General features: G+C 74.0%; 22 protein-coding genes and 1 pseudogene. 9 read left to right on the top strand and 14 right to left on the bottom strand.

What is annotated here, in order from left to right; translation table 11 throughout:
* Nucleotides 1-63: 63 nt before the first annotated feature.
* The gene (locus ABEA77_RS20290) at nucleotides 64-1,017 is read right to left on the bottom strand and encodes an aldo/keto reductase (RefSeq protein WP_345649407.1); all 954 of its coding nucleotides are present in this window, start codon (nucleotides 1,015-1,017) and stop codon (nucleotides 64-66) included.
* Between the two features lie 147 nt (nucleotides 1,018-1,164).
* On the opposite strand from ABEA77_RS20290, the gene ABEA77_RS20295 reads away from it, so the two are divergent.
* From ABEA77_RS20295 to ABEA77_RS20305, 3 genes are all read left to right on the top strand, one after another.
* The gene (locus ABEA77_RS20295; RefSeq protein ID WP_345649409.1) at nucleotides 1,165-2,067 is read left to right on the top strand and encodes a helix-turn-helix transcriptional regulator; all 903 of its coding nucleotides are present in this window, start codon (nucleotides 1,165-1,167) and stop codon (nucleotides 2,065-2,067) included.
* A 223-nt stretch (nucleotides 2,068-2,290) separates the two neighbouring features.
* A complete protein-coding gene (locus tag ABEA77_RS20300) occupies nucleotides 2,291-2,422 on the top strand; it encodes a hypothetical protein (RefSeq protein WP_345649411.1) in 132 nt (43 codons plus the stop codon).
* A gap of 117 nt (nucleotides 2,423-2,539) precedes the next feature.
* Nucleotides 2,540-4,462, top strand: a complete 1,923-nt coding sequence (locus tag ABEA77_RS20305; RefSeq protein ID WP_425588331.1) for an ABC transporter ATP-binding protein — start codon at nucleotides 2,540-2,542, stop codon at nucleotides 4,460-4,462.
* Here ABEA77_RS20305 and ABEA77_RS20310 read toward each other — a convergent pair.
* Nucleotides 4,443-4,679, bottom strand: coding sequence for a DUF397 domain-containing protein (locus ABEA77_RS20310; RefSeq protein ID WP_345649414.1), 237 nt, complete (start codon nucleotides 4,677-4,679; stop codon nucleotides 4,443-4,445). The genes ABEA77_RS20305 and ABEA77_RS20310 overlap by 20 nt on opposite strands.
* On the bottom strand, nucleotides 4,676-5,539 hold the full coding sequence (locus tag ABEA77_RS20315) for a helix-turn-helix domain-containing protein (protein WP_425588332.1): 864 nt from the start codon (nucleotides 5,537-5,539) through the stop codon (nucleotides 4,676-4,678). Before ABEA77_RS20315 ends, ABEA77_RS20310 begins: the two co-directional genes overlap by 4 nt.
* A 119-nt stretch (nucleotides 5,540-5,658) precedes the next feature.
* Here ABEA77_RS20315 and ABEA77_RS20320 point away from each other — a divergent pair, with 119 nt between their 5' ends.
* A complete protein-coding gene (locus ABEA77_RS20320) occupies nucleotides 5,659-6,108 on the top strand; it encodes an ATP-binding protein (RefSeq protein WP_345649416.1) in 450 nt (149 codons plus the stop codon).
* 49 nt (nucleotides 6,109-6,157) lie between these two features.
* On the opposite strand, the gene ABEA77_RS20325 is transcribed toward ABEA77_RS20320, so the two are convergent.
* From ABEA77_RS20325 to ABEA77_RS20340, 4 genes and pseudogenes are all read right to left on the bottom strand, one after another.
* The gene (locus ABEA77_RS20325; RefSeq protein ID WP_345649419.1) at nucleotides 6,158-6,529 is read right to left on the bottom strand and encodes a hypothetical protein; all 372 of its coding nucleotides are present in this window, start codon (nucleotides 6,527-6,529) and stop codon (nucleotides 6,158-6,160) included.
* Nucleotides 6,530-6,582: 53 nt separating this feature from the next.
* Nucleotides 6,583-7,499 (bottom strand): annotated as a pseudogene (locus ABEA77_RS20330) (aldo/keto reductase); the annotation flags it as partial.
* A gap of 433 nt (nucleotides 7,500-7,932) precedes the next feature.
* Nucleotides 7,933-8,706, bottom strand: coding sequence for an SDR family NAD(P)-dependent oxidoreductase (locus ABEA77_RS20335; protein ID WP_345649422.1), 774 nt, complete (start codon nucleotides 8,704-8,706; stop codon nucleotides 7,933-7,935).
* A 368-nt stretch (nucleotides 8,707-9,074) separates the two neighbouring features.
* Nucleotides 9,075-9,329, bottom strand: coding sequence for a hypothetical protein (locus tag ABEA77_RS20340; RefSeq protein ID WP_345649425.1), 255 nt, complete (start codon nucleotides 9,327-9,329; stop codon nucleotides 9,075-9,077).
* Between the two features lie 432 nt (nucleotides 9,330-9,761).
* On the opposite strand from ABEA77_RS20340, the gene ABEA77_RS20345 reads away from it, so the two are divergent.
* Nucleotides 9,762-10,472 (top strand): DUF4232 domain-containing protein, encoded by a 711-nt coding sequence (locus ABEA77_RS20345; RefSeq protein ID WP_345649428.1) that lies wholly within the window; start codon nucleotides 9,762-9,764, stop codon nucleotides 10,470-10,472.
* Nucleotides 10,473-10,633: 161 nt separating this feature from the next.
* The gene (locus ABEA77_RS20350) at nucleotides 10,634-11,386 is read left to right on the top strand and encodes an SIS domain-containing protein (protein ID WP_345649430.1); all 753 of its coding nucleotides are present in this window, start codon (nucleotides 10,634-10,636) and stop codon (nucleotides 11,384-11,386) included.
* Between the two features lie 72 nt (nucleotides 11,387-11,458).
* On the opposite strand, the gene ABEA77_RS20355 is transcribed toward ABEA77_RS20350, so the two are convergent.
* Nucleotides 11,459-12,946 carry a PAS domain-containing protein gene (locus ABEA77_RS20355; RefSeq protein WP_345649432.1) on the bottom strand — a complete coding sequence of 496 codons (1,488 nt, stop codon included), beginning with the start codon at nucleotides 12,944-12,946 and terminating at the stop codon, nucleotides 11,459-11,461.
* A gap of 524 nt (nucleotides 12,947-13,470) precedes the next feature.
* The gene (locus ABEA77_RS20360) at nucleotides 13,471-16,203 is read right to left on the bottom strand and encodes a phosphoenolpyruvate synthase (protein WP_345649537.1); all 2,733 of its coding nucleotides are present in this window, start codon (nucleotides 16,201-16,203) and stop codon (nucleotides 13,471-13,473) included.
* Between the two features lie 135 nt (nucleotides 16,204-16,338).
* Here ABEA77_RS20360 and ABEA77_RS20365 point away from each other — a divergent pair, with 135 nt between their 5' ends.
* A complete protein-coding gene (locus ABEA77_RS20365; protein WP_345649434.1) occupies nucleotides 16,339-16,605 on the top strand; it encodes a hypothetical protein in 267 nt (88 codons plus the stop codon).
* 36 nt (nucleotides 16,606-16,641) lie between these two features.
* Here the strand turns inward: ABEA77_RS20365 and pdxH are convergent, their stop codons facing one another.
* Both pdxH and ABEA77_RS20375 read right to left on the bottom strand, forming a co-directional pair.
* Nucleotides 16,642-17,265, bottom strand: a complete 624-nt coding sequence (gene pdxH / locus ABEA77_RS20370; protein WP_345649540.1) for a pyridoxamine 5'-phosphate oxidase — start codon at nucleotides 17,263-17,265, stop codon at nucleotides 16,642-16,644.
* Between the two features lie 261 nt (nucleotides 17,266-17,526).
* On the bottom strand, nucleotides 17,527-18,315 hold the full coding sequence (locus tag ABEA77_RS20375; RefSeq protein ID WP_345649436.1) for an enoyl-CoA hydratase family protein: 789 nt from the start codon (nucleotides 18,313-18,315) through the stop codon (nucleotides 17,527-17,529).
* Nucleotides 18,316-18,483: 168 nt separating this feature from the next.
* Between ABEA77_RS20375 and ABEA77_RS20380 the strand changes: the two genes are divergently transcribed.
* Entirely contained in the window at nucleotides 18,484-19,233 is a 750-nt protein-coding gene (locus ABEA77_RS20380; protein ID WP_345649438.1) for a carboxylesterase/lipase family protein, read from the top strand.
* A gap of 23 nt (nucleotides 19,234-19,256) precedes the next feature.
* Here the strand turns inward: ABEA77_RS20380 and ABEA77_RS20385 are convergent, their stop codons facing one another.
* Nucleotides 19,257-20,375, bottom strand: coding sequence for a glycosyltransferase family 39 protein (locus ABEA77_RS20385; protein ID WP_345649543.1), 1,119 nt, complete (start codon nucleotides 20,373-20,375; stop codon nucleotides 19,257-19,259).
* A gap of 544 nt (nucleotides 20,376-20,919) precedes the next feature.
* Nucleotides 20,920-21,921: an EamA family transporter gene (locus tag ABEA77_RS20390; RefSeq protein WP_425588333.1), complete on the bottom strand. Its 1,002-nt coding sequence runs from the start codon at nucleotides 21,919-21,921 to the stop codon at nucleotides 20,920-20,922.
* Nucleotides 21,922-22,072: 151 nt separating this feature from the next.
* On the opposite strand from ABEA77_RS20390, the gene serC reads away from it, so the two are divergent.
* Nucleotides 22,073-23,191 (top strand): phosphoserine transaminase, encoded by a 1,119-nt coding sequence (gene serC / locus ABEA77_RS20395; RefSeq protein WP_345649441.1) that lies wholly within the window; start codon nucleotides 22,073-22,075, stop codon nucleotides 23,189-23,191.
* 125 nt (nucleotides 23,192-23,316) lie between these two features.
* On the opposite strand, the gene ABEA77_RS20400 is transcribed toward serC, so the two are convergent.
* Nucleotides 23,317-24,156: a phosphatidylinositol-specific phospholipase C gene (locus ABEA77_RS20400; RefSeq protein ID WP_345649444.1), complete on the bottom strand. Its 840-nt coding sequence runs from the start codon at nucleotides 24,154-24,156 to the stop codon at nucleotides 23,317-23,319.
* Nucleotides 24,157-24,201: the final 45 nt, after the last annotated feature.

A 24,201-nucleotide genomic window follows, 5' to 3' on the forward strand; every position in this document is an offset into this window, starting at 1 on the left:
GACGCCCCTCCGCGATGCCCGGTACGACGGCGGCGTCCGCGCCGCGCTGCGGGCCGACGACTGCTACATCTCGTGCTCCCACGAGCCCCGCGTGTCGACGTCGGCGGCATCCGCGAGCGCCTCCAGTTCCGCCGTCTCCTCGTCGGCGAGCTCGATGCCGCGGGCTCGGACCAGCCCGTCGACGTGACCCGCCTTCGTGACGCCGATGATCGGGGTGGTCCCCTTGGCGATGGCCCAGGCCGTGGCGACATCGGCGGCGGACGCGCCCCGGTCCTCGCCGATCGCCTCCATCCGGTCCGTCAGCGCCTGCAGCCGGGGCAGGAGGCCGTTGTACACGGCCGCCCTGGTGCTGCCCTCCGGCAACGGACGTGCCGGGCTGTACCTGCCGGTCAGCGCTCCTTGCTCAAGGACCATGTAGGAGAAGAACCGCACGTCGTGCTCGCGGCAGTGGTCGAGGATGCCGGCGCGCTCGGAGCTCCGGTACAGGAGGCTGTAGTGGTTCTGGACCGCCTCCACGCGGAAGCCGGCCTCGCCGAGGATCCGGTCGGCGAGGGCGATCTCCTCCATGGTGTGGTTCGAGACGCCGACATGCCTGATCCTGCCGCTCTTGAGCAGCGGGATCAGTGGCGGCGTCCACCGTGCCACGTCGGCGGGGTTGTGGATCCAGAAGAGATCCACATAGTCCGTTTCCAAGCGGGCGAGGCTCTGCTCCAGCATGTCCGCGACCGGGTCGTCGCCGTCGCCCGCGATCTGCGGGGTGAATTTCGTCGACAGCTGGTACGCGCCGCGGTCATAGCCCTCCAGCGCCCGCGCGAGGACGGACTCCGAGCGGCCCATGCCGTACACGACGGCGGTGTCCCACAGGGTGAAGCCGTTCGACTGCGCCTTCTCGACCACCTCCCGCAGGCCGGCCTCGCTCAGCCGGCTGCCGAAATAGCCGTCGCCCGCCTCGCCGCTGTCTCCCCAGGCCCATGTGCCCAACGCCACCGCCGGCACCGTCACTGCCCTGCTTGTCATGTCCTGCCTCCGTCGCCTGTTACCGGGTTCGTGTCGGAACACCCGGCCCCCAGGAGACCTCGACCGCCGGCACCGGAGAAGGTCGCGCCTGTGGGGGGCACAACCTCGACCCCCCTCGCGCCGTGACCGGTGGCTACCATCGGCGACATGGACCAACAGCCCGGAAACCGCCGCGGCGAGATCCGGGACTTCCTCGTCGGCCGACGCGCCAGAATCACCCCGGCGCAGGTAGGACTGCCGACCGGCGCCCGTCGCCGGGTCGCGGGGCTGCGGCGCGAGGAGGTCGCCGTCCTCGCCGGCGTGAGCACGGAGTGGTACACGCGGCTGGAGAAGGGGCACATCGGCGGCGTGTCCGAAGACGTCCTCGACGCGGTCGCCCGTGCCCTGCGACTGGATGACGACGAACGCGCCTATCTGTTCGACCTGGCCCGGTCGTCGCGGCGCGCGAGGCGCCTGCCGTCGCGCCGCGAGGAGGTCGAGGTCCCGTCCCGGGTCCAGTGGCTGCTCGACTCCATGACGACGTCCTCGGCGTTCGTACGCAACGGCCGCACGGACATCGTCGCCTGCAACCCCCTGGCCCGCGCCCTGCTTGCCCCGATGTTCGACAGCGCCACCGTCGACGAGCGCGGCCGTCCCAATATCGCCCGCTATATCTTTCTCGACCTCGGCGCACGCGAATTCTTCGTCGACTGGGACGCCGCCGGCGCCTCCACCGCCGCCCTGCTGCGCGCCGAGGGCGGGCGCGAACCCCGCGACCGGGCACTGCGCGAACTCGTCGGCGAACTGTCCGCCGGCAGCCCGGAGTTCCGCGGCCAATGGGCCGCGCACGACGTCCTGATGCGCCACGCCGGTGTCAAACGGCTCCAGCACCCCGACGTCGGCCGTCTGGAACTGACCTTCCAGTCCCTCGACCTCCCCCTGTCGGACCGGGCCGTGCACGAACTGATCGTCTACACGGCCGAGCCCGGCACCGCGTCCGAGGACCGGCTCGGGCTCCTCGCCACCTGGGCGGCCACGCGATCCGGGGCGGCACTGGCCACCCGACGGTGACGGCGCACCCGGTTCTCCCCCAAATCCTTCACCATTCACGCCCGGTGCGATCACGTATTCCCGCCCCGAGACGGTTCCGCGCACACGATTAATTGTCGATGATTCTCGATTAATCGAACTCTCACCGCTATTCGCTTTTTCCGGCCCGCTCATGCCGTAGCGTTCCTGGTGTCGAAGCCGGCAGCGACACGACGAGAAACACAGGAACGAGCAAGGAGTTCGCATGAGCGTCATCGGCAGCATTCTCCCCGGAAAGCACAACAAGCCCGGGAAGCCCGGCAAGCACGAGCCGAAGCCGCCGTTCGGCAAGAAGCCGAAGCAGCCCACCAAGCGGCCCCGCCCGATCGGCAAGTAAGGGCCCGCGGCAGGACACGGAATCCGGAGGCGGGCACGCGCGAATTCAGCGCGGGTCCGCCTCCGGCGCTGTACGGGGGCGGGCGGCTGCGCCCGCCGAGGGAGTGAGGAGAGGGCCGTGGCGAACGCGTATCCCCGGGACGACCAGCCGACCGTGCAGTTGCGCGCCCTGTCGTCCAGGCCGCCCCGCGCGGGCACCCCGCCCCCGGCCCCACGGGAGGAAGCACCCGGGGAAGGGACGGCGTCCCGGGTCTCCCCGGCGGCGGCCTTCCGCCGCTTCTGGCCGCTGACCAGGGGCGACCGGGGGCTGCTCGTCCTGGTGTGCGGCTGCGCGATGCTGGCGGCGCTGGCCGGGACGGCGGGCATCCTGCTGTTCGGACGGCTCACCGACACGGCGCTCGCCGCCGGATCCGTCGGCGCCTTCTGGGGTCCTGCCGCGGCCTGGCTCGCGGCGGCGGTGCTCGGCGCCGTCGTCGGCTATGCCGGAAACACGACCGCCGCGTGGCTCGCGGAACGGTTTGTGATGCGCTTGCGGGAGAGAGTTTTCTCTCATGTACTGAAACAGCCGCCGCATTTCTTCCAGCGGCACCGCCACGGCGATCTGGTGGAACGTCTCACAGGAGATGTCGAGGCCATTGAGCACATGGCGGTGACGGGCGTGGTCCAGGCCGTCGCCGCGGTATTCGGCGTGCTGTTCTACGGAATTGCCGCGCTCTGGCTCCGGTGGGATCTCGCGCTCGCGACCTTTCTCCTCGCGCCGCTGTTCTGGGTGGCGGCCCGGCGCTTCTCCGGGCGGCTGCGCGCCGTGTCGCGCCAGGAGCGGGTCGCGGACGGCGCGATCACCTCGGTCGTGGAGGAGGCGCTCGGGAATGTCGCGCTCACCCAGGCGTACAACAGGCAGCGCGCCGAGGAGAAGCGCCTGCGCCGCGAGGCACGCGCCTGGATGCGCGCCTCCGTGGGCGGCGCCAGGATGAACGAGGCGTACGAGCAGCTCGTGGAGGTCATCGAGACCCTGTGCGTGCTGGCCGTCATCGGCCTCGGCGCCTGGGAGATCTCAGCGGACAGGATGTCGCTGGGTCAGCTGCTCTCCTTCGCCGCCTTCATCGGTTACCTCTACCCGCCCGTGCGCTCCCTGGGCCAGCTCGGCCTCACGGTGTCCGCGGCCACCGCGGGCGCCGACCGCCTGCTCGACGTCCTCGACGCCCCGCCCGCGGTCACCGACCCCGCGGGCCCGTCCTGCGCGGGCCCGGCGCCCCGCCGCGCGCACGGCCGCCTTGATGTGCAGAACGTCACCTTCACCTACCCCGGCACGCCGACCCCCGCGCTGTCCGGCGTCTCCTTCGGGGCGCGCCCCGGTGAACTGGTCGTCATCACGGGTCCCAGCGGCGCGGGCAAGTCCACCCTGGCCGCGCTCCTGCCCCGCTTCTACGACCCCGACGCGGGCGCGGTGCGCCTCGACGGCACGCCCCTGTCGGCGCTGCCGCTCGCCCACCTGCGGGAGAACGTCGCGCTGCTGTCGCAGCGGCCCCTGGTCCTGCACGACACCGTGCGGGAGAACATCGCGTGCGGACGGCCGGGCGCGACGGACGAGGAGGTCGCCGCCGCCGCGCGGGCCGCGGACGCCCACGACTTCGTCTCGGCGCTGCCCGAGGGCTACGACACGGTCATCGCGCCGCACACCACGCGCCTGTCGGGCGGCCAGCTCCAGCGCATCGCCATCGCACGCGCGATCCTGCGGGACGCGCCCGTCCTCGTGCTCGACGAGCCCACCACGGGCCTCGACGCACTCACCGCCCACCGCGTCGTCGCCCCGCTGCGCCGCCTGATGGCGGGCCGCACGACCCTGGTCATCACCCACGACCTGCTGCTCGCCCGCGACGCCGACCAGGTCCTCGTCCTCGACAAGGGCCGCGTCGCGGAGGCCGGCACGCACAGCCGGCTTCTCACCGGGGGCGGTCTGTACGCGCGCCTGTGGGCGCTCGACGCCGAGGGCCGCCGTGCGACGGCCCCCGGCGACGCCGTCAGCCGCGTACGAGCGTGACGAAGTCCGCCCACGCGCCGGGCGCGACGGTCAGCACCGGTCCGCTCGTGCGCTTGGAGTCACGGACGTGCACGCCGATGGTGGTGTCGCATGCGGCCACCTCGACGCATTCGCCTCCGGACCCGCCGCTGTAACTGCTCTTGGACCACGCGATCTCGACGCACTGGCCGCCGGAACCGCCGCTGTAGCTGCTCTTGAACCAAGCCAGCTCGGTCATGTCTCTCCCAGAAGTCTTTCGAGGAACGCCAACGACTCACGCGGGGTGAGAGCCTGTGACCGCAGGATGCCATAGCACGCGCTGAGCTCCTGAATCTTTACGTACTCGCTGAACAAGCGGCTGGACCCTTGCACTTCGGTGTAGGCGAACCGCTGGCCCTTTACCGTCTCGATCGTAGTGAACGGACCTTCGAGCGCGGCATGGTCCTCCCGGTCGATCGGCATCACCTGGATGTCCACGTTGCGCTTGTGTCCGAAAAGCAGGAGCTGCTCCAACTGCCCGCGCAGGACCTCCCGTCCGCCGACCGGCCTGCGCACGACGGACTCCTCCAGGATGAAGCTGAGCAGCGGCTCAGGGCGGCGGGAGTGGATCTCCTGGCGCACCAGGCGGCCAGCCAGCCGCTCCTCGATCACTTCCTCGGTCAGCAAGGGCCGTTGCTGCTGGAAGACGGCGAGCGCGTACTCCGGTGTCTGTACGAGGCCGGGCACGATGAGAGTCGAGTACTCACACAGGTGGGCGGCCTTGGCCTCAAGGCGGGCCATGTCCTGGAAGAACGGCGGATACTGAGCGCGAGCGACCTCGTCCTTGAGGGCGATGAGCACGCCGCCCGCGTCGAGCACGCGGTCGGCCTTCTCGATGGCCCGCGGCGACGGAATGCGGCGGCCCTGCTCGAAGGACGCGATGCTGGAGGGCGAGTAGCCGACGAGCCTGCCGAACGCCTCGCGCTCCAGGCCCGCCCGCTGCCGTAACAGCTTCAACTGCTTCCCGAACGCGGCGACCACACCGCCGCCCTCCCCCGAACCGCCCCCGCCCCCGCCCTCGTTGTCGGCCGGTGTGAAGTCCTCTTCTGCCGTCTCCACGGCAACCCACCTCGCTCCCTCGGCATGCTGCGTACCGGTACCGCGGACGCTCCTACAAAGCTACTGTGTCCGTCGATCACCACTGGTCACGCTACGCCACGGACGGAACGCTGGTCAGCGTGACGAAACAATCCACACAGCGCAAGGAGTCGCAAACGGCGCGCGAGTTCGCCATGCGGTTCAGCTCCACGCCCCGGGGCGCACGCCTGGCGCGCAGACTGACCGCGCACCGGCTGAACGCGTGGGACCTGCCGTACGACTCCGCGGCGAACGACACCGCCGTCGCCATCGTCGCGGAGCTCGCGGCCAACGCGGTGCGCCACGGGCGCGTGCTGGGCCGGGACTTCCACGTCCTGCTGCGGCTGACCGGCGACACCGTACGCATCGAGGTCACCGACACCCGCGCGGAACGCGTGCCCGCCGCGCCCGAGGACCGGGTCCCCGACCCGCTCGCCGAGTCGGGGCGGGGGCTGCTGATCGTGGAGTGCCTCGCCGGGGCGTGGGGCTGGCACCCGCGCCAGGACGCGCCGGGCAAGACGGTGTGGGCGGAGTACGCGCTCGGCGGCTGACACGCCGGGGCGCGGGCTGCGGGGGACGCCGCGTCCTCGCGCGCCGCTGTCAGGCCTCGGGAATGTCCCGGCCGAAGGCCTCCAGGGTGACGGCGCCGGGTTCCGGGCCGCCGCGGGTGCCGGTGTCGGGGTGGTCGAGCGCTTCGAGTTCGGCGGGAGTGAGCTGGAAGTCGGAGACGTCGAAGGTGTCGGCGATGCACTGCGGGCGCACGGACGTGGGGATGGCTGAGCGGCCTTGCCGGAGGTGCCGGCGGATCACGATCTGGGCGGGGGTCTTGCCGTGGGCGGCGGTGTCGAGCAGCCGGTAACCGGTCTCCAGCGCGCAGGCCACGGCCCGCTCGGCGGCGTCGGGGGGTGTCTGGAAGACGCCGAAGCCCACGGCGGGCGTGGCCGCCCCGTTGTTCAGGATCAGGTGCCGCACAGGGTGCTCCTCCGCGACGGGGCCGGGTGCGACGCGAGGGACGGTCCCGGCCATCAGCGCTCCATCAGCTTCATCTGCGCGGGGTTGTGGGTGTCTCCGGCGGCCGGGGGCAGGGCACTGAGCCGGGCGAGTTGCTCGTCGGTGAGCCGTACGGCGTCGGCAGCGGTGTTCTCCTCGACCCGGGCGACGCGGCGGGTGCCGGGGATGGGCGCGATGTCCTCGCCCTGCGCCAGCAGCCAGGCCAGGGCGACCTGTCCAGGGGTGGCGCCGATCTCGTCGGCGACGGCGGCGACCTGGTCGGCGAGGTTCAGGTTGTGCGCGAAGTTCTCACCGGCGAAGCGGGGGTTGTCGGCACGGAAGTCGCCGGGGTCGAACTGGTCGGTGGAACGGATCGCGCCGGTCAGGAAGTCTCGGCCGAGCGGGGAGAGCCGGTCAGGAAGTTTCGGCCGAGCGGGGAGAAGGGCACGAAGCCGATGTTCAGCTCGCGCAGCACCGGCAGGACGCGGGCCTCGGGGTCGCGGGTGAACAGCGCATACTCGGACTGCACGGCGGTGACGGGGTGCACGGCGTGGGCGCGGCGGATGGTCTCGGGGCCGGCCTCGGACAGGCCGATGTGCCGGATCTTGCCCTCGGCGACCAGCTCGGCCAGGGCGCCGACGGTCTCCTCGATGGGCGTGTCCGGGTCGACGCGGTGCTGGTAGTACAGGTCGATGCGGTCGGTGCCCAGGCGCTTGAGGGAGCCCTCGACGGCGGCGCGTACGCTCGCCGGGCTGCTGTCCGGCCCGCTCTCGCGGCCGGAGTACGAGATCAGGCCGAACTTGGTGGCCAGCACCACCTGGTCCCCGCGGCCCCTCAGCGCGCGGCCCACGAGCTCCTCGTTGGTGTAGGGGCCGTAGACCTCGGCGGTGTCGATGAGGGTGACGCCCAGTTCCAGGGCGGGGTGGACGGTGCGTACCGGGCGGGCACCCTCATGTCGCCCGCGGCCCGGCCAACACCGCCCACGGCGCGTCCAGGGCCGTCAGGGGGACCCTGACGAGGGCCCCCACAGCCAGGTCCGCCGTGGTGGCCGGACGCACTGTCGAAGCTTGGGCCGACGCAGCGAGATCCGCGCCTTCCCGACCACCCGCCGCGCCCGGATCACCCCGGAACAGGCCGGGCCGACGACGGCCCGTACCTCATCGTCTGTGCCGCCGCCCCCGGCAGCCGCGGCGCCGACGCCCTGAACCTCCTGGCCGGCCGGAACACCACCACGCCGACCACGATGCCGTCCGGCCCGCCGATCCCGCAGGAGTGCCGTCACGTCCCGGCCACGCGGCGCCGAGGGGGCCACGGACCGGGCTCCCGGGGCCGGCTGCCCGGTGACGCCTCCGACAGCAGTGCGCGACCGGGCCGGGCCGCGCGCCTCACATGAAGGACCCGCCGTCGACGGCGATCGCCTGCCCGTTGACGAAGGCGGCGCCCCGGGACGCGAGGAACACCGCGACCGGGCCGATGTCGTCGGGGCGCGCCTGGCGGCCGAGGGGGTTGAGCGCGGCGAACTCGTCGATGCGCTCCCGCGGCAGGTCGCGGATGACCCCCGCGCCCTCCACGACACCGGGACTGATCAGGTTCGCGGTGATGCGCCGGGGGCCCAGCTCGCGGGCGAGCGCCTGCACCATCGGCTTGAGGGCGCCCTTGGTGGCGGCGTAGAGCGACGCGCCCGCCGGGGCGTTCAGCGCGATGGTCGAGCCCGTGACGAGGATCCGGCCGTCGTCCTCCAGCGCTCTCGCCGCCTCCCGCAGGGTGTAGAACGTGCCGCGGACATTGAGGTCGAGCAGCCGGTCCACGTCCGCGTCCGACACCTCGGTCATCGGGGTGTCGATCAGCTCGATCCCGGCGTTGGCGACGACCACGTCGATCCGGCCGAACTCCGCCTTCACCCGCGCGAACAGCTCCCGTATCCGCTCGGGCCGCGCCGAGTCGCTGCGCACAGTGAGGTGCCGGGCCCCGAAGGCGCCGAGTTCCGCGCCGAGTCGAGCGGCGGCGGCCTCGTCCGCGGCGTACGAGACGGCGACCGAGGCGCCCGCAGCGGCGAACGCGAGCGCGACCGAACGGCCGATCCCCTTCGTACCGCCGGTGACGAGCACGGCCTTGTCCTTGACACCGGTGATATCGGTGGCATCGGTGATGGCGGTCATGGCAATCCCTTTCCGAAGTGCCGGGTGACGACGGGTTCCTCCCGCCTTCGCACCCGTACAAAGGGACGCTAGGACGACCCGGCCGACAAAAAAATGGGCCTCTCCGTCCCCGGGAGCCGCGATCCCCCCCTTACGGTCTTACGCTCTTGCGCCGGAACCCTGTTGCCGGGCCCCCGCCCCGCACCCCCACCGTCCCGTGGCGTGACCCACTCCGACGCGCCGCTCCCCCGCTGCCCCCTGGCCCTCGCCTCCGGCGGCGGCCGGACCGCGGGCATCGGCGCGGCCATCGCGTCCCACCTCGCCGAGTACGGCGGGGACACCGCCTTCACCTGGGCGGCGTACGACGCACGGCCCGGGGTGAGGCGTGCTCAGGCGCCGCGCTCCAGGGCCGGCGGCAGGAGGGTGATGGCGGTGGCCAGGCGGGTGCGGAACTCCTCGCGGGTGTCGGCCTGTTGCTTGATGCCGACGGCGGTGCTCAGCAGGGTGCGGGCCATGTCGGCGGCGACGGCGGCGCGGCGCGCGGGGGCCGCCGCCGTCAGCGCGCCGGTGACGAGCGCGGCGAAGCGCGCGGAGTACTCGGCGGACAGCGGCCCGAGCAGGTCGGGGTCGGTCTCGATCACCACGGCCATGTCCCGGGCGAGTCGCGGAGAGCTTCCCTGTCGAGCACATCCGCCGCGCGGTCGAACTCCAGGCGGGGCAGCACGTGCAGGGCAGGATCGTCATCGACCTCTGAGGTGCGCCGTCGGCCGGATCACGGCCGGAGGTGTCAGGGGATCGCCGCAGCGGTGGCGGTAGCGGTGGCGGTAGCGGTGGCGGTGGCGGTGGCGGTGGAACACAACGCCCCTTGCCATGGCGGGTGGTGGCGGCCCGGCGGTTCCCGAACCGCTCCAACGCCCGCCGCCCCGGCCCCCACCGAGCGGTCCTGGCGCAGCGGCCCCGCGCCCCCTCGCGCGGCGCCCCTCGCGCGGCCACCTGTGAACCTTCTCGGTCCCCCGCGCATCACACCAAGAAGTCGCGGAAACAGCCGCATGAACCACCGACGAGGGGCGAGACGCATGACCATGACGAAGAAGACCCGGACCAGCACCGCACTGCTCGCCGCCGCCGTCGCGGGGGTGCTCTCGCTCACGGCCTGCGGAGGCGGCAGCGGTAAGACCGCGTCCGCGAGCCCCGTCTCCGACACCCCCGCGGCGCCCGCGCAGACCGGGACCACGGGCAACGGCTCGTCGGGCGGCGGCACTTCGGACAGCGGGGCCTCCGGAAGCGGCACCGCGGGCGGCGTCTCCACCGGCGGCAAGGACGGCGGCGCGGGGCTGACCACCAAGGACAGCGCGAGCGGCGGCGGCGAGGTCCGCTCCGACTGCACGACCAGCGACTTCACCGGAGTCAAGCTCGTCGCCAAGGGCCAGGAGATGAACTCCCGCTACTACGACCTCCAGCTCACCGGCAACAAGGCGACCTGCCGCACAGCGGGCTTCCCCGGCTTCTCCCTGCTCGACGCGCGGGGCCACCAGATCGGCAAGCCCGCCACCCACTCCCAGGACGGCACGGACCAGGCCATCACCCTCAAGCCGGGCCAGGTGCTGCACGCCCAGGTCAAGACCCCCGACTCCGGCGTCACCGACGGCACGTGCGACGCGAAGGCCGCGAAGATCAAGGTCTACCCGCCCGACAACACCGCCGCGCTCACCTCCACCGCCACCGCCGGCATCCGCGTCTGCGGCGGCGACCTCCAGATCGCCGCCGTCTCCACCACCGCGCCCTGACCCGCGCGGCGCGCGGCCCGCGGCCCGCGGCGCCGGCGTCGCCGCGACAGGCCGCGGCGCGCCGTGAACACGGTGCTGCCCGGCCCGTGTTGACACCGCGAGCGGACCGCCCGAAGGTGATCCGCGACACGTCACGCCGCGCCGACCCCCGAGAGGGCCCCATGGACGACCGCAGCCCCGCAGACCGCTATCTCACCGCCGCCGTCGCCCTGCTGGAGCGCGTACGCGACGAGGAGGCCGCGGCCGTCGCCGCCGCGGGGCGCGCGATCGCCGACACCGTCGCCGCGGGCGGGCGCCTCTTCGCCTTCGGCGCGGGCCACTCCTCGCTGCCCGCGCAGGACACCGTCTACCGGGCGGGCGGGCTCGCCGTGATGAACGTGCTGACCGTGCCCGGCCTGACCGGCGTGGACGTGCGCCCCGCCACGCTCGGCTCGGCGCTCGAACGCGTCGAGGGGCTCGCCGCCACCGTCCTCGACGCCTCCCCCGCCGCCGCGGGCGACCTCCTCTTCGTCATCTCGCTCTCCGGCCGCAACACCCTGCCGGTGGAGATGGCCGGGCACGCCCGTGGCCTCGGCCTGACCGTGATCGGCGTGACCTCCGTCGCCTACGCGGCCGAGACCACCCCGCGCAACGCGTCCGGCACCTTCCTCAAGGACCACTGCGACATCGTCCTCGACAACAAGATCGCCGTGGGCGACGCCGAGTTGACCGCCGAGGGCGTCGCCGCGCCCTTCGCTCCCGCGTCCACCGTGGTCACCAGCGCCCTCATGCAGGCGGTCATGGCGACGGCGGCGACCGCGCTCGCCGACCGCGGCGTCGAGCCGCCGCTGCTGCGCTCGGGCAACGTCGACGGCGGCACCGAGTGGAACGCCCGCGTCATCGAGGAGAACGCGGCCCGCATCTTCTGGCACTGAGCCTTCGCCTGCCGACGCGCTGCCCCCTCGTCCCGCGCCGGGCAGGGGCCGCGCGGGACAGCGCCCGGCGGCTCAGCGCGGCGTGCGCAGCGCCCCCGCAAGGTCGAGCGCGGCGGCGATCATGGCCGTCACGTCCTCCGCGTACAGCGCGTCCGAGCGCTCGAACGCGGACCTGCTGCCGGTGCGCAGGAACGTCACCACGCCGAGCGACCTGCCCCTGCTGCGCAGCACCGTGCACAGCGCGTGGGCACTGTCAGACGGCCACTGCCGGGCCGTGGCCCACGTCGGCGCGGCCGTCTGCGGCCGGCCCTCCTGCGCGCCCTGGTGGGCCGCCGACGACGGGTGCCGCGCCTGGGACTCCCGTACGGCACCGTCCTGCGCCGCCTGCCCGGCCGCCGGCGCGCTCGACCTGACCGAGCCCGCGCGCTCCATGGCGCGCAGCGCCGGATGGCCGGCGAGGTAGCGCACCGGGATGCCGCCGCCCGAGGCCCGCGCCACCGGACCCGACGCCCCGCTCGGCGTCGCCGCCTCGCGCACCAGCCGCACCGGGGCGTCCGGGCCCGCCGGGTCCTGCGCCTGGGCGCCGGACCGCGCCGCGGGCTCGGCCACCAGGTCGATCAGCGCGTGGTCGGCGAAGCCCGCGAGCGCGAAGTCCAGATAGGTGGTGGCCGCCTCCATCGGGTCCTCGCACTCGGCCGCCGCGCGGGCCGCCCGGTGCAGCTGGTTGGAGCGGAACCGCAGCCTGTCCGCTTCGAGCGCCGCCAGCTTGGTGTCCGTGACATCCGTGAACAGCCAGCCCACACCGAGCGGCACGGGCTCCTCGGCCAGCGGCGAAGCCAGCCGCAGGAACCCGCTGCGCCAGCAGCGGCGCCGCTCGCCCTCCGGGGTGCGGACCGTGACCCACAGGTCGGCGAGCCCGGTCGGCGCGCCCTCCGCGAGCACGTGGTGCAGGGCGCCCTCCAGCTCCTCCACGCCCTGCACGACCAGCTCGCCGAGCGGCCTCCCGAGCACCGTCGTACGGCCTGAGCCGAGCGCGCGGGCCGCGTGCCCATTGACCACGGTGGGCCGCAGATCCACGTCGACCAGGACGACCCCCCAGGACGCCTCCGTGAACAGCGCCTCGCTCAGCGCGATGGAGCGCTCCAGGTCGATCTGCGCGTGCACCTCGCTGAACGCGCAGTACACCCCCGCGGGCTTGCCGTCCGCGCCGCGCACGCCCGCCGACTGCGTACGCACGAGCACCCGGCCGCCGTCCTTGCGCAGCAGCGCGAACTCGTGCACCTGGCGGCCCTCGCCGTCCATGGTCGCCATCAGCCGGGCCAGCACGTCGTCGGCGTCGGCCGAGCGAGCTGCCCAGCCCGCGAACCCGTGCCGCCCCACGGCCTCGGCGGCGCTCCAGCCGAGTATCCGCTCGGCCTCGCGGTTCCAGTGGGTGATCACCCCGCCCGCGTCGAAGGCGCACAGGGCCGCGTCCATGCCGTCGAGCAGGGCCGCGAGCAGGTCCGAGCCGGGCTCGCCGGGGCCCGCGGCATCGGTGGTCTCACTCCGGGAAGCACTCATCCTGGCCACCCCCATGCGGGACGTCTGCGCCTGTCCCGCACACGTCCGATCACTGCGATCATTCCACTGAACGTGACGTGACACACACCTGGTTCGGGAAAATCGTATCGCGCCCCGCGCCCGGACCGCGCTGACCAGGCCACGGCCGGGCCGTCCCGCGAGGGGCGCGGCTCCGGCGGCCCCACCGATCCCGGCGGCCCGGCGTGAAATTCCCCCGAATTCGCTTGTCTCGGCCGTGCGGGATTTCCTACCGTGTCCTTACACGAGAAGGGAGGTGGTTCGGCAGATGTATGACAACCGGACGCGTGAGGTGACTGCGGGCTAGCGGCCCGCTCGTCGCACTCCGTGCGGTGCCGGCTCCGCCGGCCAATCCCAAGCAGTCACCGACCCGCGGGCTCGCCGGTACGTCCGGCCGGCTTCCTCTCCGGAGGAACCCGAGCCCGCGGGTTTCTGCGTTCCGCGGCCCGCGGCCGCCGCGACCCGTGCCCGCCGGGGTCCGAGGTGCCCGGGTCGGCCACGGCCGTTCAGGAGGACAGCACCTCCACGTACCCGTCCGTCCCGTGGACGCGGACGCGCTGCCCGTCGCGGATCAGCCGGGTCGCGCCCGCCACGCCCACGACGGCGGGCAGGCCGTACTCCCTCGCGATCACCGCGCCGTGGGTCATCCGGCCGCCCACCTCCGTCACCAGGCCGGCGACCCCCACGAACAGCGGCGACCAGCTCGGGTCGGTGAAGACCGTGACCAGGATGTCGCCCGCCGCCAGCTCCGCACGCGCCGGATCCGTGACGACGCGCGCCCTGCCCTCGACGGTCCCCGCCGAGACCGGCACGCCCGCCAGCGCGCCCGCCGGCACGTCGTCGCGCCGGTACGCGCCGAGGAGGGCGTCACCGTCCGAGGTGAGCACCCGGGGCGGGGTGAGCGCCTGCCAGGCGCGGAACTCCTCCTTGCGCCGCGCGAGCAGTGCGCCGTCCACCCGCCGCGTGCGCACGGCGTCGCGGAACTCCTGGAACGTGAGGTGGAAGGCGTCCTCCGCCTCGCGGAGCACCCCCGCCCCGACGAGGCGCCCGGCCTCCGCGAGCAGGGCACGCTTGTAGACGAAGGAGCGGCTGACGATGGCGTACTTCGGGTACTCGCGGTAGCCGGTGAAGCTCCGCACCCGGTCGATCATCCGCCGGGTCCTGGCCGCCCTGCGCTCCCCGTCCGGCAGGGCCCGCAGGCGCGCGAGCACGTCCTCCTCCTTCTGCCGCGCCCTCCGCCGGCCCTCCTCGAAGCGCCGCGCCGCCTCGCCGGGACCGAAGTTCCTGACGTTGTCGAGGAGCGCGGGCACGAGCGCCGCGGGGCGCTCGCGCCACCTGGGCCTGGTGATGTCGATCTCGCCCGCGCAGCGCATGCCGTACCGGTCGAGGTACGCCTCGAAGGCGGCACGCGCCCCGGCCCCGCCGGGCAGCTCCGCGAGCCCGTCGAGGAAGCCGTCGTCCCCCGCGCGCTCCAGATACGCCACCACCTCCGGGTGCGGGCGGACCGCGTCCGCGACGTCGAGCAGCGCGAGCCCCATCTCGGAGGTGACGTTGCCGGGCGCGGAGAGCGTGAGCGTGTCGGCCGCGTTCCTCTCGCCGAGCCACTCGTGGAGCCGCTCGTTCAGCCACCACGTGGCGTCCATGCCCGCCATGAGCGCCCGGTGGGAGAGCGGGTCGCCGACCAGCCGCCTGTGCTCCTCGAACGCCCCGAGCAGGAAGTCGAAGAGCGCGGGCCCCGAGACCGCCCCGATCTCCCGCTCCAGCGCGGCGAGGGACGCCTCGCTCCGCCCGACCAGCTCGGCGACGACGGCCGGATCGGGCGCGTCCGTGTCCGCCGCGTCCGGGGCGTCCGGGGCGTCCGGGGCGTCCGGGGCCGACAGCTCCGTGCCCGGCGCGTCCGTGCCCGCCGCGTCCCGAGCCGGCGCATCCGGAACCGCCGCGTCCGGAACCGGCGTGTCCGGAACCGGCGCATCCGAAGCCGACGCGCGGCCCTGCGCCGCCTCCGGGAGCGGCGGCAGGAACCCCTCGCGGTCGAGTACGGTCTCCAGCGCGTCCCTGACCAGCGGGTCGCCCCTGCCCATCGCCTCAAGGAGCCCGGCGCGGCCCGCGGGTGAGGCGAGGCGCGCGGTGACGTCCACGAACAGCCGCCCGCCCGCCGCGTGCATCGGCACCATGGCGGTCAGCTGCCACAGGGAGAGCCCGAGCGGCTTCATCGCGTCGGTCATCATCTGCGCGTGGCCCACGGAGACGTACACGCGCTTCCCGCCGTCCGCCGCCCCGGGAACGGGGAACAGCGTCGTGACCGGCCGGCTCTGGACGATCCGGAAGCCGTCGTCGGCCAGGCACCACTCGATGTCCTGCGGACACCCGAAGCGTGCCTCGATCCGCCGCCCGAGGGCCACGAGCCGCACGGCCTCCGCGTCCGTCAGCGCGGGCCGCCCCCGCGACTCCGCGTCGACGGCCGCCTCCCGCGTGCCGCCGCCCGGCACGGCCCGTACGGCGCGCTCCTTGACGGCGACCGTCCTCGCGACGACCTCGCCGCCGCGCACCGTGAGGACGTCCGGGTCCACAAGGCCGGAGACCAGGGCCTCGCCGAGCCCGTGGACCGCCTCCACGACCGCGGTCCTGCGGTTGCCCGTGACGGGGTCGGCCGTGAACAGGACGCCGGACGCCCGCGGTTCGACCATCCGCTGCACGACCACGGCCATCAGGACCGCGCGGTGGTCGATGCCGTGGTGCGCGCGGTAGGCCACGGCCCGCTCGGTGAACAGCGAGGCCCAGCACCGCCCGGTGTGCCGCAGCACCTCCGCCGCCCCCACGACGTTGAGGTACGTGTCCTGCTGGCCGGCGAACGAGGCCGTCGGCAGGTCCTCGGCGGTCGCGCTCGACCGCACGGCGCAGGCCGCCCCCTCGCCGAGCCCGGCGAGCGCGTCGGCGACCGCCGCCGCGATGTCGTCGGGGACGGCGATCCCCTCGACGACCCGGCGGATCCGGGCACTCAGCGCACGGACCGCCTCCCTGTCGTCCGCGTCCGTCCGCGCCAGCCGGTCGAGCAGCCCGCGCAGCGACGGTGCCCCGGCCACGGCCCGCAGGTAGGCGTCGGTCGTCACACAGAACCCGTCCGGCACACGGGCCCCTCCGATCCGCGACAGCGCGGCCAGTTGTGCCCCCTTCCCCCCGAGCACCGCGGCCCGCCCTTCCCCGGCATCGCGCAGCCCCACCACGTACCGCTCACCCACGACCGCACCCACGTGCATCGCCTCCCCCGTTTCCCCAGGCAGTAGCGCCGGCCGCCGATTGTGCGCCGCCCCGGGGCCCTTGCCGCAAGCCCCCCTCCGCGCTATACGTTGAGAGTGGCGGGGAGGGGCGTCTCCGTGCTTTTCTGCGTTTCCGGTTTCCGGCGGTCGCAACTGGTCGAGCAGCCCCGCGGCCGGGGCGCGGGCACGCCGCAGCCGGCCGCCGCCTTCCAGGCCCGCCCGCGCCATGGCGCCCTCCAGGAGGAAGGCCAGGTGCTCAGCGGTGGTCCGGGCGGCGTCGCCCAGGCGGACCTCCTCGGGCGCCTTCTCGACGCGCTGGGCATCGATCGTGCCTGCGTCGTCGGCCACGAGATCGGCGACTTCCTCGGTGTTCCATCCCGGTAGCCGCTCCCCGGCGCGGGCCGTTGCTCCCGGGGGCCGCTACGGGCAGAGCCGTTCGAGGTGCCAGGTCTCGCCCGTGCGGGTGTAGCGGAGGCGGTCGTGGAGGCGGTTCTCGTGGCCCTGCCAGAACTCGACGGTCTCCGGCGTCACCAGGAAGCCGCCCCACTGCGGCGGGACCGGTACCTGTTCGCCCTCGGGGTGGCGCGCGGCGAGTTCCTCGTACCGCCTGAGCAGTTCGTCCCGCGAGGCGAGGGGCGCGGACTGCTCGCTGGCCCAGGCACCGAGCTGCGAACCGTGCGGGCGGGTACGGAAGTACGCGGTGGTCTCGTCCCTGCCGACGCGGGCCGCGGTGCCGGTGACGACCACCTGCCGGGCGATCCTGTGCCAGGGAAAGAGCAGCGAGACATACGGGTTGGCGGCGATCTCCGTGCCCTTGCGGGACCCGTAGTTGGTGTAGAAGACGAAGCCGCGGTCGTCGTAGTGCTTGAGCAGCACCGTGCGGGACGAGGGCCTGCCGCGCGGGTCCGCGGTCGAGACCACCATGGCGTTGGGCTCGGGCAGCCCGTACTCCGCGGTGGCCTTGAACCACCGGGCGAACTGGTCCATGGGCGTGGCGGCGACGTCGGACTCCAGCAGCGGCGCGGACCTGTACTGCTCGCGCATGGCGGCGGGGTCGGGACTCTCAGGGGTCACGGCCCCATCCTGCCGCAGGCCCCGCCCGGCGGGGACCAGGGCCGGCGCCACAGCCCGGGGACCCCGGCCCGGCGGACCCGGCCACGGGTCACCCCCCACGCGGATCCGGCCGGGGAACACGGCCCGGCGGATACGCCCCGGAGGCACCCCAAGGCACCGGACCCCGCTCCCGGATCCGCCCTGATCCACCGGACCCCGCTCCCGGATCCGCCCTGATCCAGACGGAGGACCCTAGCGGACCCAGGCCGGGTCGCGGTGTTCGAGGAAGGCCGCGACACCCTCCCGCGCCTCCGGGCGGATGAAGTACGAGGCCGACCGCTGCACCAGGTCCTCCGCGTGCCGGTCGAACGCTTCGAGCACGTCCGCCGTCAGCAGCTTCTTCGCCTCCGCGAGGCCGTGCGGCGAGGCCCTGCGCAGCCCGTCGAGGAGGCCGCCGAGCACCTCGTCCACGTCCTCGGCGACCGCCGTGAGCAGCCCGGCCGCCTGGGCCGCCGACGCGTCGAACTCCTCGCCCGTCAGGTAGTAGCGCGACGCGGCCCTCGGGTCGAGGCGCGGCAGCACCGTCAGCGAGATCACGGCGGGCGCCACCCCGATCCGCACCTCCGTGAAGGCGAAGTCCGACGCGCGGTCGGCGACCGCCATGTCGCACGCGCCGACGAGTCCGATACCGCCCGCCCTGACACGGCCCGCGACCCGCGCGACGACCGGCTTGGGCAGCTCGACGATCTGCCGCATCAGCGCGACGAACGTGTACGGGTTCGCGGGTCTCTTGAGGTCGGCGCCCGCGCTGAACGTCGTGCCGCTGTGCGTCAGCACGACCGCCCGCACCCGCGGGTCCTGCGCGCACCGGGCCAGCGCGTCGGCCAACTCGCCGACGAGGCGCGCCGAGAGGGCGTTGCGGTTCTCGGGCGAGTCGAGGGTCAGCGTCGTGATCCCCCGCTCGTGCGCCGACCGTACGAGGCCGGCCCCCGAGCCCGCCGACCCCTCGCCCGCACCCTGCGCCGCCGACTGTCCCGTCATGCGCGTCATCTCCTTCGTGTCGTGGGGCCGGACGGAGACGGACAATGTATGCCCTGTCTGCCCCTGCCCCGCAGGGGTCGCGGCACGCGCCGTGTCCGCGCCGCACCGCCCGCCGCCGTCCCCCGGGCGGGTTGGTCCCCGGGGTCGCGCCCGCCTGCCGGGGTAGCCGTGGCGAGGCGCGGCGGAGACCTCCACGGGCCCGCCGCGCCCGCGCGGACCCCGTACACCCCGCTCGCCGCCGACCGGGCCGACGGCGCCGCCGCGGCCAAGCGCCTGGGCTGCGCCGGCGACCGCGCGGTGGACTGCCTGCGCAAGCTGTCCGCCGCCGAACTCGTGCCGCTGAACGAGGAGTTCTCCGACCACCTCGCGTACGGCACGCCCCTGCTGCCGAAGGACCCCGCCGAGGCCGTGCGCGCCGGGGACTTCGCGAAGGTGCCGGTCGTCTCGGGCGGCACCCGCGACGAGGCACGCTCCTTCATCGGCGGCGCGACGAAGGCCGCGCCCAACGCCGTCACGGCGAAGACGTATCCCCGCGCTGCTGCGCACCGCGTTCGGACCGCACGCGGCCGAGATCCAACGGGCCTGTCCGCTCTCGCGGTTCGGCGGCTCCGCGGGCCTCGCCTGGTCGTCGGTCTCGACGGACGCCGCCTGGCCACCGGCGACCACACGTTCGACGTCACCTCCCCGTGGGACGGCCGCACGGTGCTGCACACCGCCGCCCAACGGCAGCTCCCCGAAAGGATGGTCGCCTCCTGGACGTCCTGCGCCCGCACCGGGAGGCCCGCCGCGCCGGGCACCCCGTGGAGCGCCGCGCTCGCCCCGCACGGCAGGGCGCCCGCCCTCGCGCCCTGCGGCGTCGCCCCGGTGGACACCGGAGCGGAACACCACTGCTCGCTGTGGGCGGACGTCACCGGCTGACCACGCGCACCACGGCGCCGCGGCTACGGCGGTCCTGAACCGTTCAGCCAGAGCGCGCCGTACACCGCGGATCCCACGGCCGCCGCCGCGCACACCGCGGCGGCGGTCCGCCAGCGGCGGGCCAGCGCGCCCGCGAGCGGCAGGAGGACGGTGAACGCGGGCATCAGCAGACGGGGCTTGGAGCCGAAGTACCCGGACGAGCCCAGCGCGACGAGCAGCACGACGCCCGTGTACGTCTGCACGGCGGCCGGATAGCGGGCGCGGAAGCCCAGCCCGTACGCGTACAGCAGCAGCCCGACGCCGGCCAGCAGGCCGACACCCGCGAACACACCGGGGCCGCGCAGCAGCGCGGCGGTGAAGCGGGCGAAGGCGAGGCCGCCGTCGAAGCCGTTGCCCCAGCCGCGCTGCACGGCGAGGTAGCCGAACACACCGCCCGTGCGGGCGCCGACCCACAGCACGTACGCGCAGGCGCCGAGCGGCGCGAGCACCACCCCGGCCAGGGCATCCGCGCGCACCCCCTGGCGGCGCGCCGCCACGACCGCGCCCGCAAGCACCGCGCACGCGACGGCGAGGCCCGTGGGGCGGGTGAGCCCCGCGAGCGACGCGAGCACCCCGGCGAGCAGCCACCGCTCGCGGAGCGTCGCGTACAGCGCCCAGGCGGCGAGCGCCGTGAACAGCGACTCGGTGTACGCCATCGACTGCACGATCCCCACCGGCAGCGCCGCCCACAGCACCACGCACAGGAACGCGGGCCGCGCGCCCGCGAGCCGGTGCGCCGTGGCGTGGATGCCGGCCGCCGCCGCGACCGAGGCGACCGCGGTGACCACCAGCCCCGCGTCCGCTCCGCTCAGCCCGAAGGCCTCCGCCACGCCCCCTTCGAGCCAGGGGAACAGCGGGAAGAACGCCATGTCGGAGAGGGTCCTGCCGTCGGGCGCGACCAGGGTGAAGTCGTAGCCCTGCTCGACGACCCGCGTGTACCAGAGCGCGTCCCAGCGGGCGGCGAGCAGCGTGTGCGCGCTGTGTCCTTCCCCCGCCGACCGGGCCGCGAGGACGACAAGGCCGAGGGCGCGCACGCCCGCGTAGCACACCAGCGCGCCGAGCAGCGCCCGCGCGGGGCGCGGGGCGGCGGCGGCGCGCGGCAGGTCGCGGGGGAGGTACGGGGCGCGGGAGGGCGCGAGGAGCGTGCCGGCCGCGCGGTGCGCGGTGCCGCCGCGCCCGTACACGCGCCCCGGCGGCCCGCCGTCCTGCCGCGCTCCGGCGTCCCCCGATGCGGCCCCGGGCAGCAGCGTCAACCGCTTCCCCTCTCCGTCTCCGCGCGCCGTACTCGGCGGCCGTGTCCCCGCGTCCGGCGGCGCGACCGCCGGACGTTCCGGGGGTCACCCTAAGCGCCGCCCCGACCACGCACGGAAAGAGCTGCCCTCCGGGGACGCCCGGTCCTGCGCGGGGAGCGGTCGCCGTCCGGCCGCCGGGGCCGCGCCCGCGGGGGCGCGGGCGGTCGCCGTCCGGCCGCTAGACCGTGTCTGACACCTACCGTCTGGCTGACGGCGCCCGGCACGCGCTCTCGCCGCGTTGTCGGAGCCGGCCTGGTACGTCCGCCACACGGCCGGTCCTCCGCCGTGCGACAGCACGCACCGGACGCCGTCAGCCCCAACCTTCCGGCGGCCGACGGTATGTGTCAGACGGGCCCTAGCCGCGGCCCAGCGTTCTGAACTGGGTCAGTACGGCGCCGATACTCGCCCCGATGACCAGCGCGATCGCGACCGCGTCGAGGACCGTGACCGCCTGCCCGAGGATGAGGAACCCCGCCGTCGCGGCGATCGCCGGCTCCAGGCTCATCAGCACGGAGAACGTCGCGGCGGGCAGCCGCCGCAGCGCGAGCAGTTCGAACGTGTACGGCAGCGCGGACGACAGCACGGCCACCCCGAACGCGAGGCCGACCGTCGAGGGCACCAGCAGTTTCGCGCCGCTCTCCGCGATGCCGAGCGGCAGGACGAGGACCGCGCCGAACCCCATCGCGAGCGCGAGCCCGTCCGCCTGCGGGAAGCGGCGGCCGGTGCGCGCACTGAAGAGGATGTACGTGGCCCACAGGACGGCGGCGCCGAGCCCGAAGGCGATGCCGACCGGGTCGAGCCTGCCGGCTCCCCCGCCGAGCAGCCCGCTCAGCAGGAAGACACCCGCGAGGGCGCACCCCGCCCACAGCACGTTGAGGAGCCTGCGGGACGCGATCACGGAGAGCGAGAGCGGGCCGAGGACCTCAAGGGTGACGCCCGCGCCGAGCGGGATGCGGTCGACCGCCTCGTAGAACAGGCTGTTCATCGCGGCCATCACCGCGCCGAAGACGAGGACCGTGCCCCAGTCGGCCCGCGAGTGGCCGCGCAACGCGGGGCGGCAGGCGACGAGCAGCACGACCGCGGCGAGCACCAGCCGCAGCGCGACGATGCCGAGCACGCCCGCGCGCGGCATCAAGGAGACCGCGACGGCCCCGCCGAACTGCACGGACACACACCCCGAGAGCACCAGGCCGAGCGCGCCGAACGACCGCGAGGACGGCCCGCCGCCCGCGGGCCCCGGGGCGCCGGGCTCCCCCGGGGTGACGGCGGGGACCGCGGCCCCCGCCGTCACAGGCGACGACGTCGAACCAGAAGTCAAGGGGGCCTCCCACCACGCGCAGTACAGCAGACTGGACAAGAAGTCCAAGGTACTGCGCGGCCACGCCCCCTCACACACCCGTGCGAACACCGCCGGAACGCGGCCGTGTCCCCGCGCGCCGGCGCTCCCGCCGTGTCTCACCGGACGGACGCGGTTCCGCGGGATTTGCCCGAAGGGCTACGCTCCGACCGTGGCCGATATCCAGATTCCCGCTGACATCAAGCCCGCCGACGGCCGGTTCGGCTCGGGCCCCTCCAAGGTACGGACGGAAGCGGTCGACGCGCTGGCCGCGACCGGCACGTCCCTCCTGGGCACGTCCCACCGCCAGGCCCCCGTCAAGAACCTCGTCGGCGAGGTGCGCGACGGCGTACGGGAACTGTTCTCGCTGCCGGACGGTTACGAGGTCATCCTCGGCAACGGCGGCTCCACCGCCTTCTGGGACATCGCGACCCACGGGCTGATCGAGAACAAGTCCCAGCACCTGAGCTTCGGCGAGTTCTCCTCGAAGTTCGCCAAGGCGGCCAAGCTCGCGCCGTGGCTCGCCGAGCCCACCGTCATCTCCGCGGACCCCGGCTCGCACCCGGAGCCCAAGGGCGAGCAGGGCGTGGACGTCTACGCGCTGACGCACAACGAGACCTCGACCGGTGTCGCCGCGCCGATCGCCCGGGTCGCGGGCGCGGACGACGGCGCGCTCGTACTGGTCGACGCGACCTCCGCGGCCGCGGGCCTGCCGGTCGACATCGCGCAGACCGACGTCTACTACTTCGCGCCGCAGAAGGCGTTCGCGTCCGACGGCGGACTGTGGATCGGGGTCTTCTCCCCCGCGGCCCTGGAGCGCGCCGCGCGCGTCCACGGATCCGGGCGCCACGTACCGGAGTTCTTCTCGCTGCCCACGGCGATCGACAACTCGCTGAAGAACCAGACGTACAACACCCCCGCGCTGACCACGCTGTTCCTGCTCAACGAGCAGCTGAAGTGGATCAACTCGCAGGGCGGCCTGGACTTCTCCACCGGCCGCTCGGCCGCCTCGGCGCGCGCGCTCTACGGCTGGGCCGAGGCGTCCAAGCACGCCACGCCCTTCGTCACGGACCCGGCGAAGCGCTCCGCGGTCGTCGGCACGGTCGACTTCTCCGACGACATCGACGCCGCCGCCGTCGCGAAGGCGCTGCGCGCCAACGGCATCGTGGACACCGAGCCGTACCGCAAGCTGGGCCGCAACCAGCTGCGCGTGGCGATGTTCCCCGCGGTCGACCCGGCCGACGTGGAGGCGCTCACCGCGTGCGTCGACTACGTCATCGACCACCTCTGACGCACCCCTGCCCCACCCGGGCCGCCCCGAAGGCCCCCTCCCCTCCCGCGACGCGCACACCCGCCGGGGGGGCGAGGGGGCCTTCGGCGTGCCGTCACCCCGCACGCGCACCCGAGGGGACCGGCTCAGTGCCAGTTCCAGTCGATCAGGGTGCTCAGCGTCTCCGAGTGGAAGTCTGGGAAGTCCATGGGCACGATCCCGAGGTGCGTACGGTCCGACAGGTGGGCGGCGAGATAGCTCTGCACGCCCGGCATGATCGCGTCCGCGTTCGCCTTGGGCCAGCCGCCGCCCGCGTAGCTGGTGAAGTTGATGTACATCAGCGCCGAGTCCTGGTCGGCGGCGGCGTTGTCGAACTGCTGCGTGACCTTCCCGGTCTTGTCGGAGGGACTGGACAGCCCCTGGTAGACGTCCTGGAGCGAGAACCACTGGTTGGACAGGAAATCGTTGTCACCGCCCGGCCACTGGAGCACCGGCCAGTCGTTGTCGAACTGCGCGATCAGCACGATCCGCCCCCGGGCCTCGCCCAGCGAGGGCACCCGGTCGGTGAGCAGGAACGTGGACCGCCACCCCTTGTCGTCCAGGTAGACGTCGAGGATGTCCTTGAAGCGCGTGCCCACGTCGTTGTTGGTGCCGTTCTCCTTCTTCAGCCGCACCACGACCGTCTCGCCCTGGTGCTGCCCCAGGAAGTCGCCGCACTGCGTCAGCACGTCGTCGAAGGTGATGCCCTGGTACCACCCGGAGTGGTACATCCCGAACGCGTCGTCCGGATGCCCTTCGAGCCCATTGGCCCGCAGGTCCAGAAACCGTACCCCGCGCTGGAGTTGCTCGGAGATCCCCCAGTTCTGCGTGTGCGACCACTCGGTCCCGTCGGCCGGGTCCGTGCAGCAGGAGTCATGAGTACCGGGGATGGTCATCCGCAGCAGCGACAGCCCATCGGGCAACGCGCCCATCCAGTCGGCGGGCACCGCACTGCCGGTACCCGCCGCGGCGGCCCGCGCCACCCCGCCCCC

Origin of the sequence: Streptomyces tremellae, assembly GCF_039540215.1 — a bacterium.
Taxonomy (GTDB): domain Bacteria; phylum Actinomycetota; class Actinomycetes; order Streptomycetales; family Streptomycetaceae; genus Streptomyces; species Streptomyces tremellae.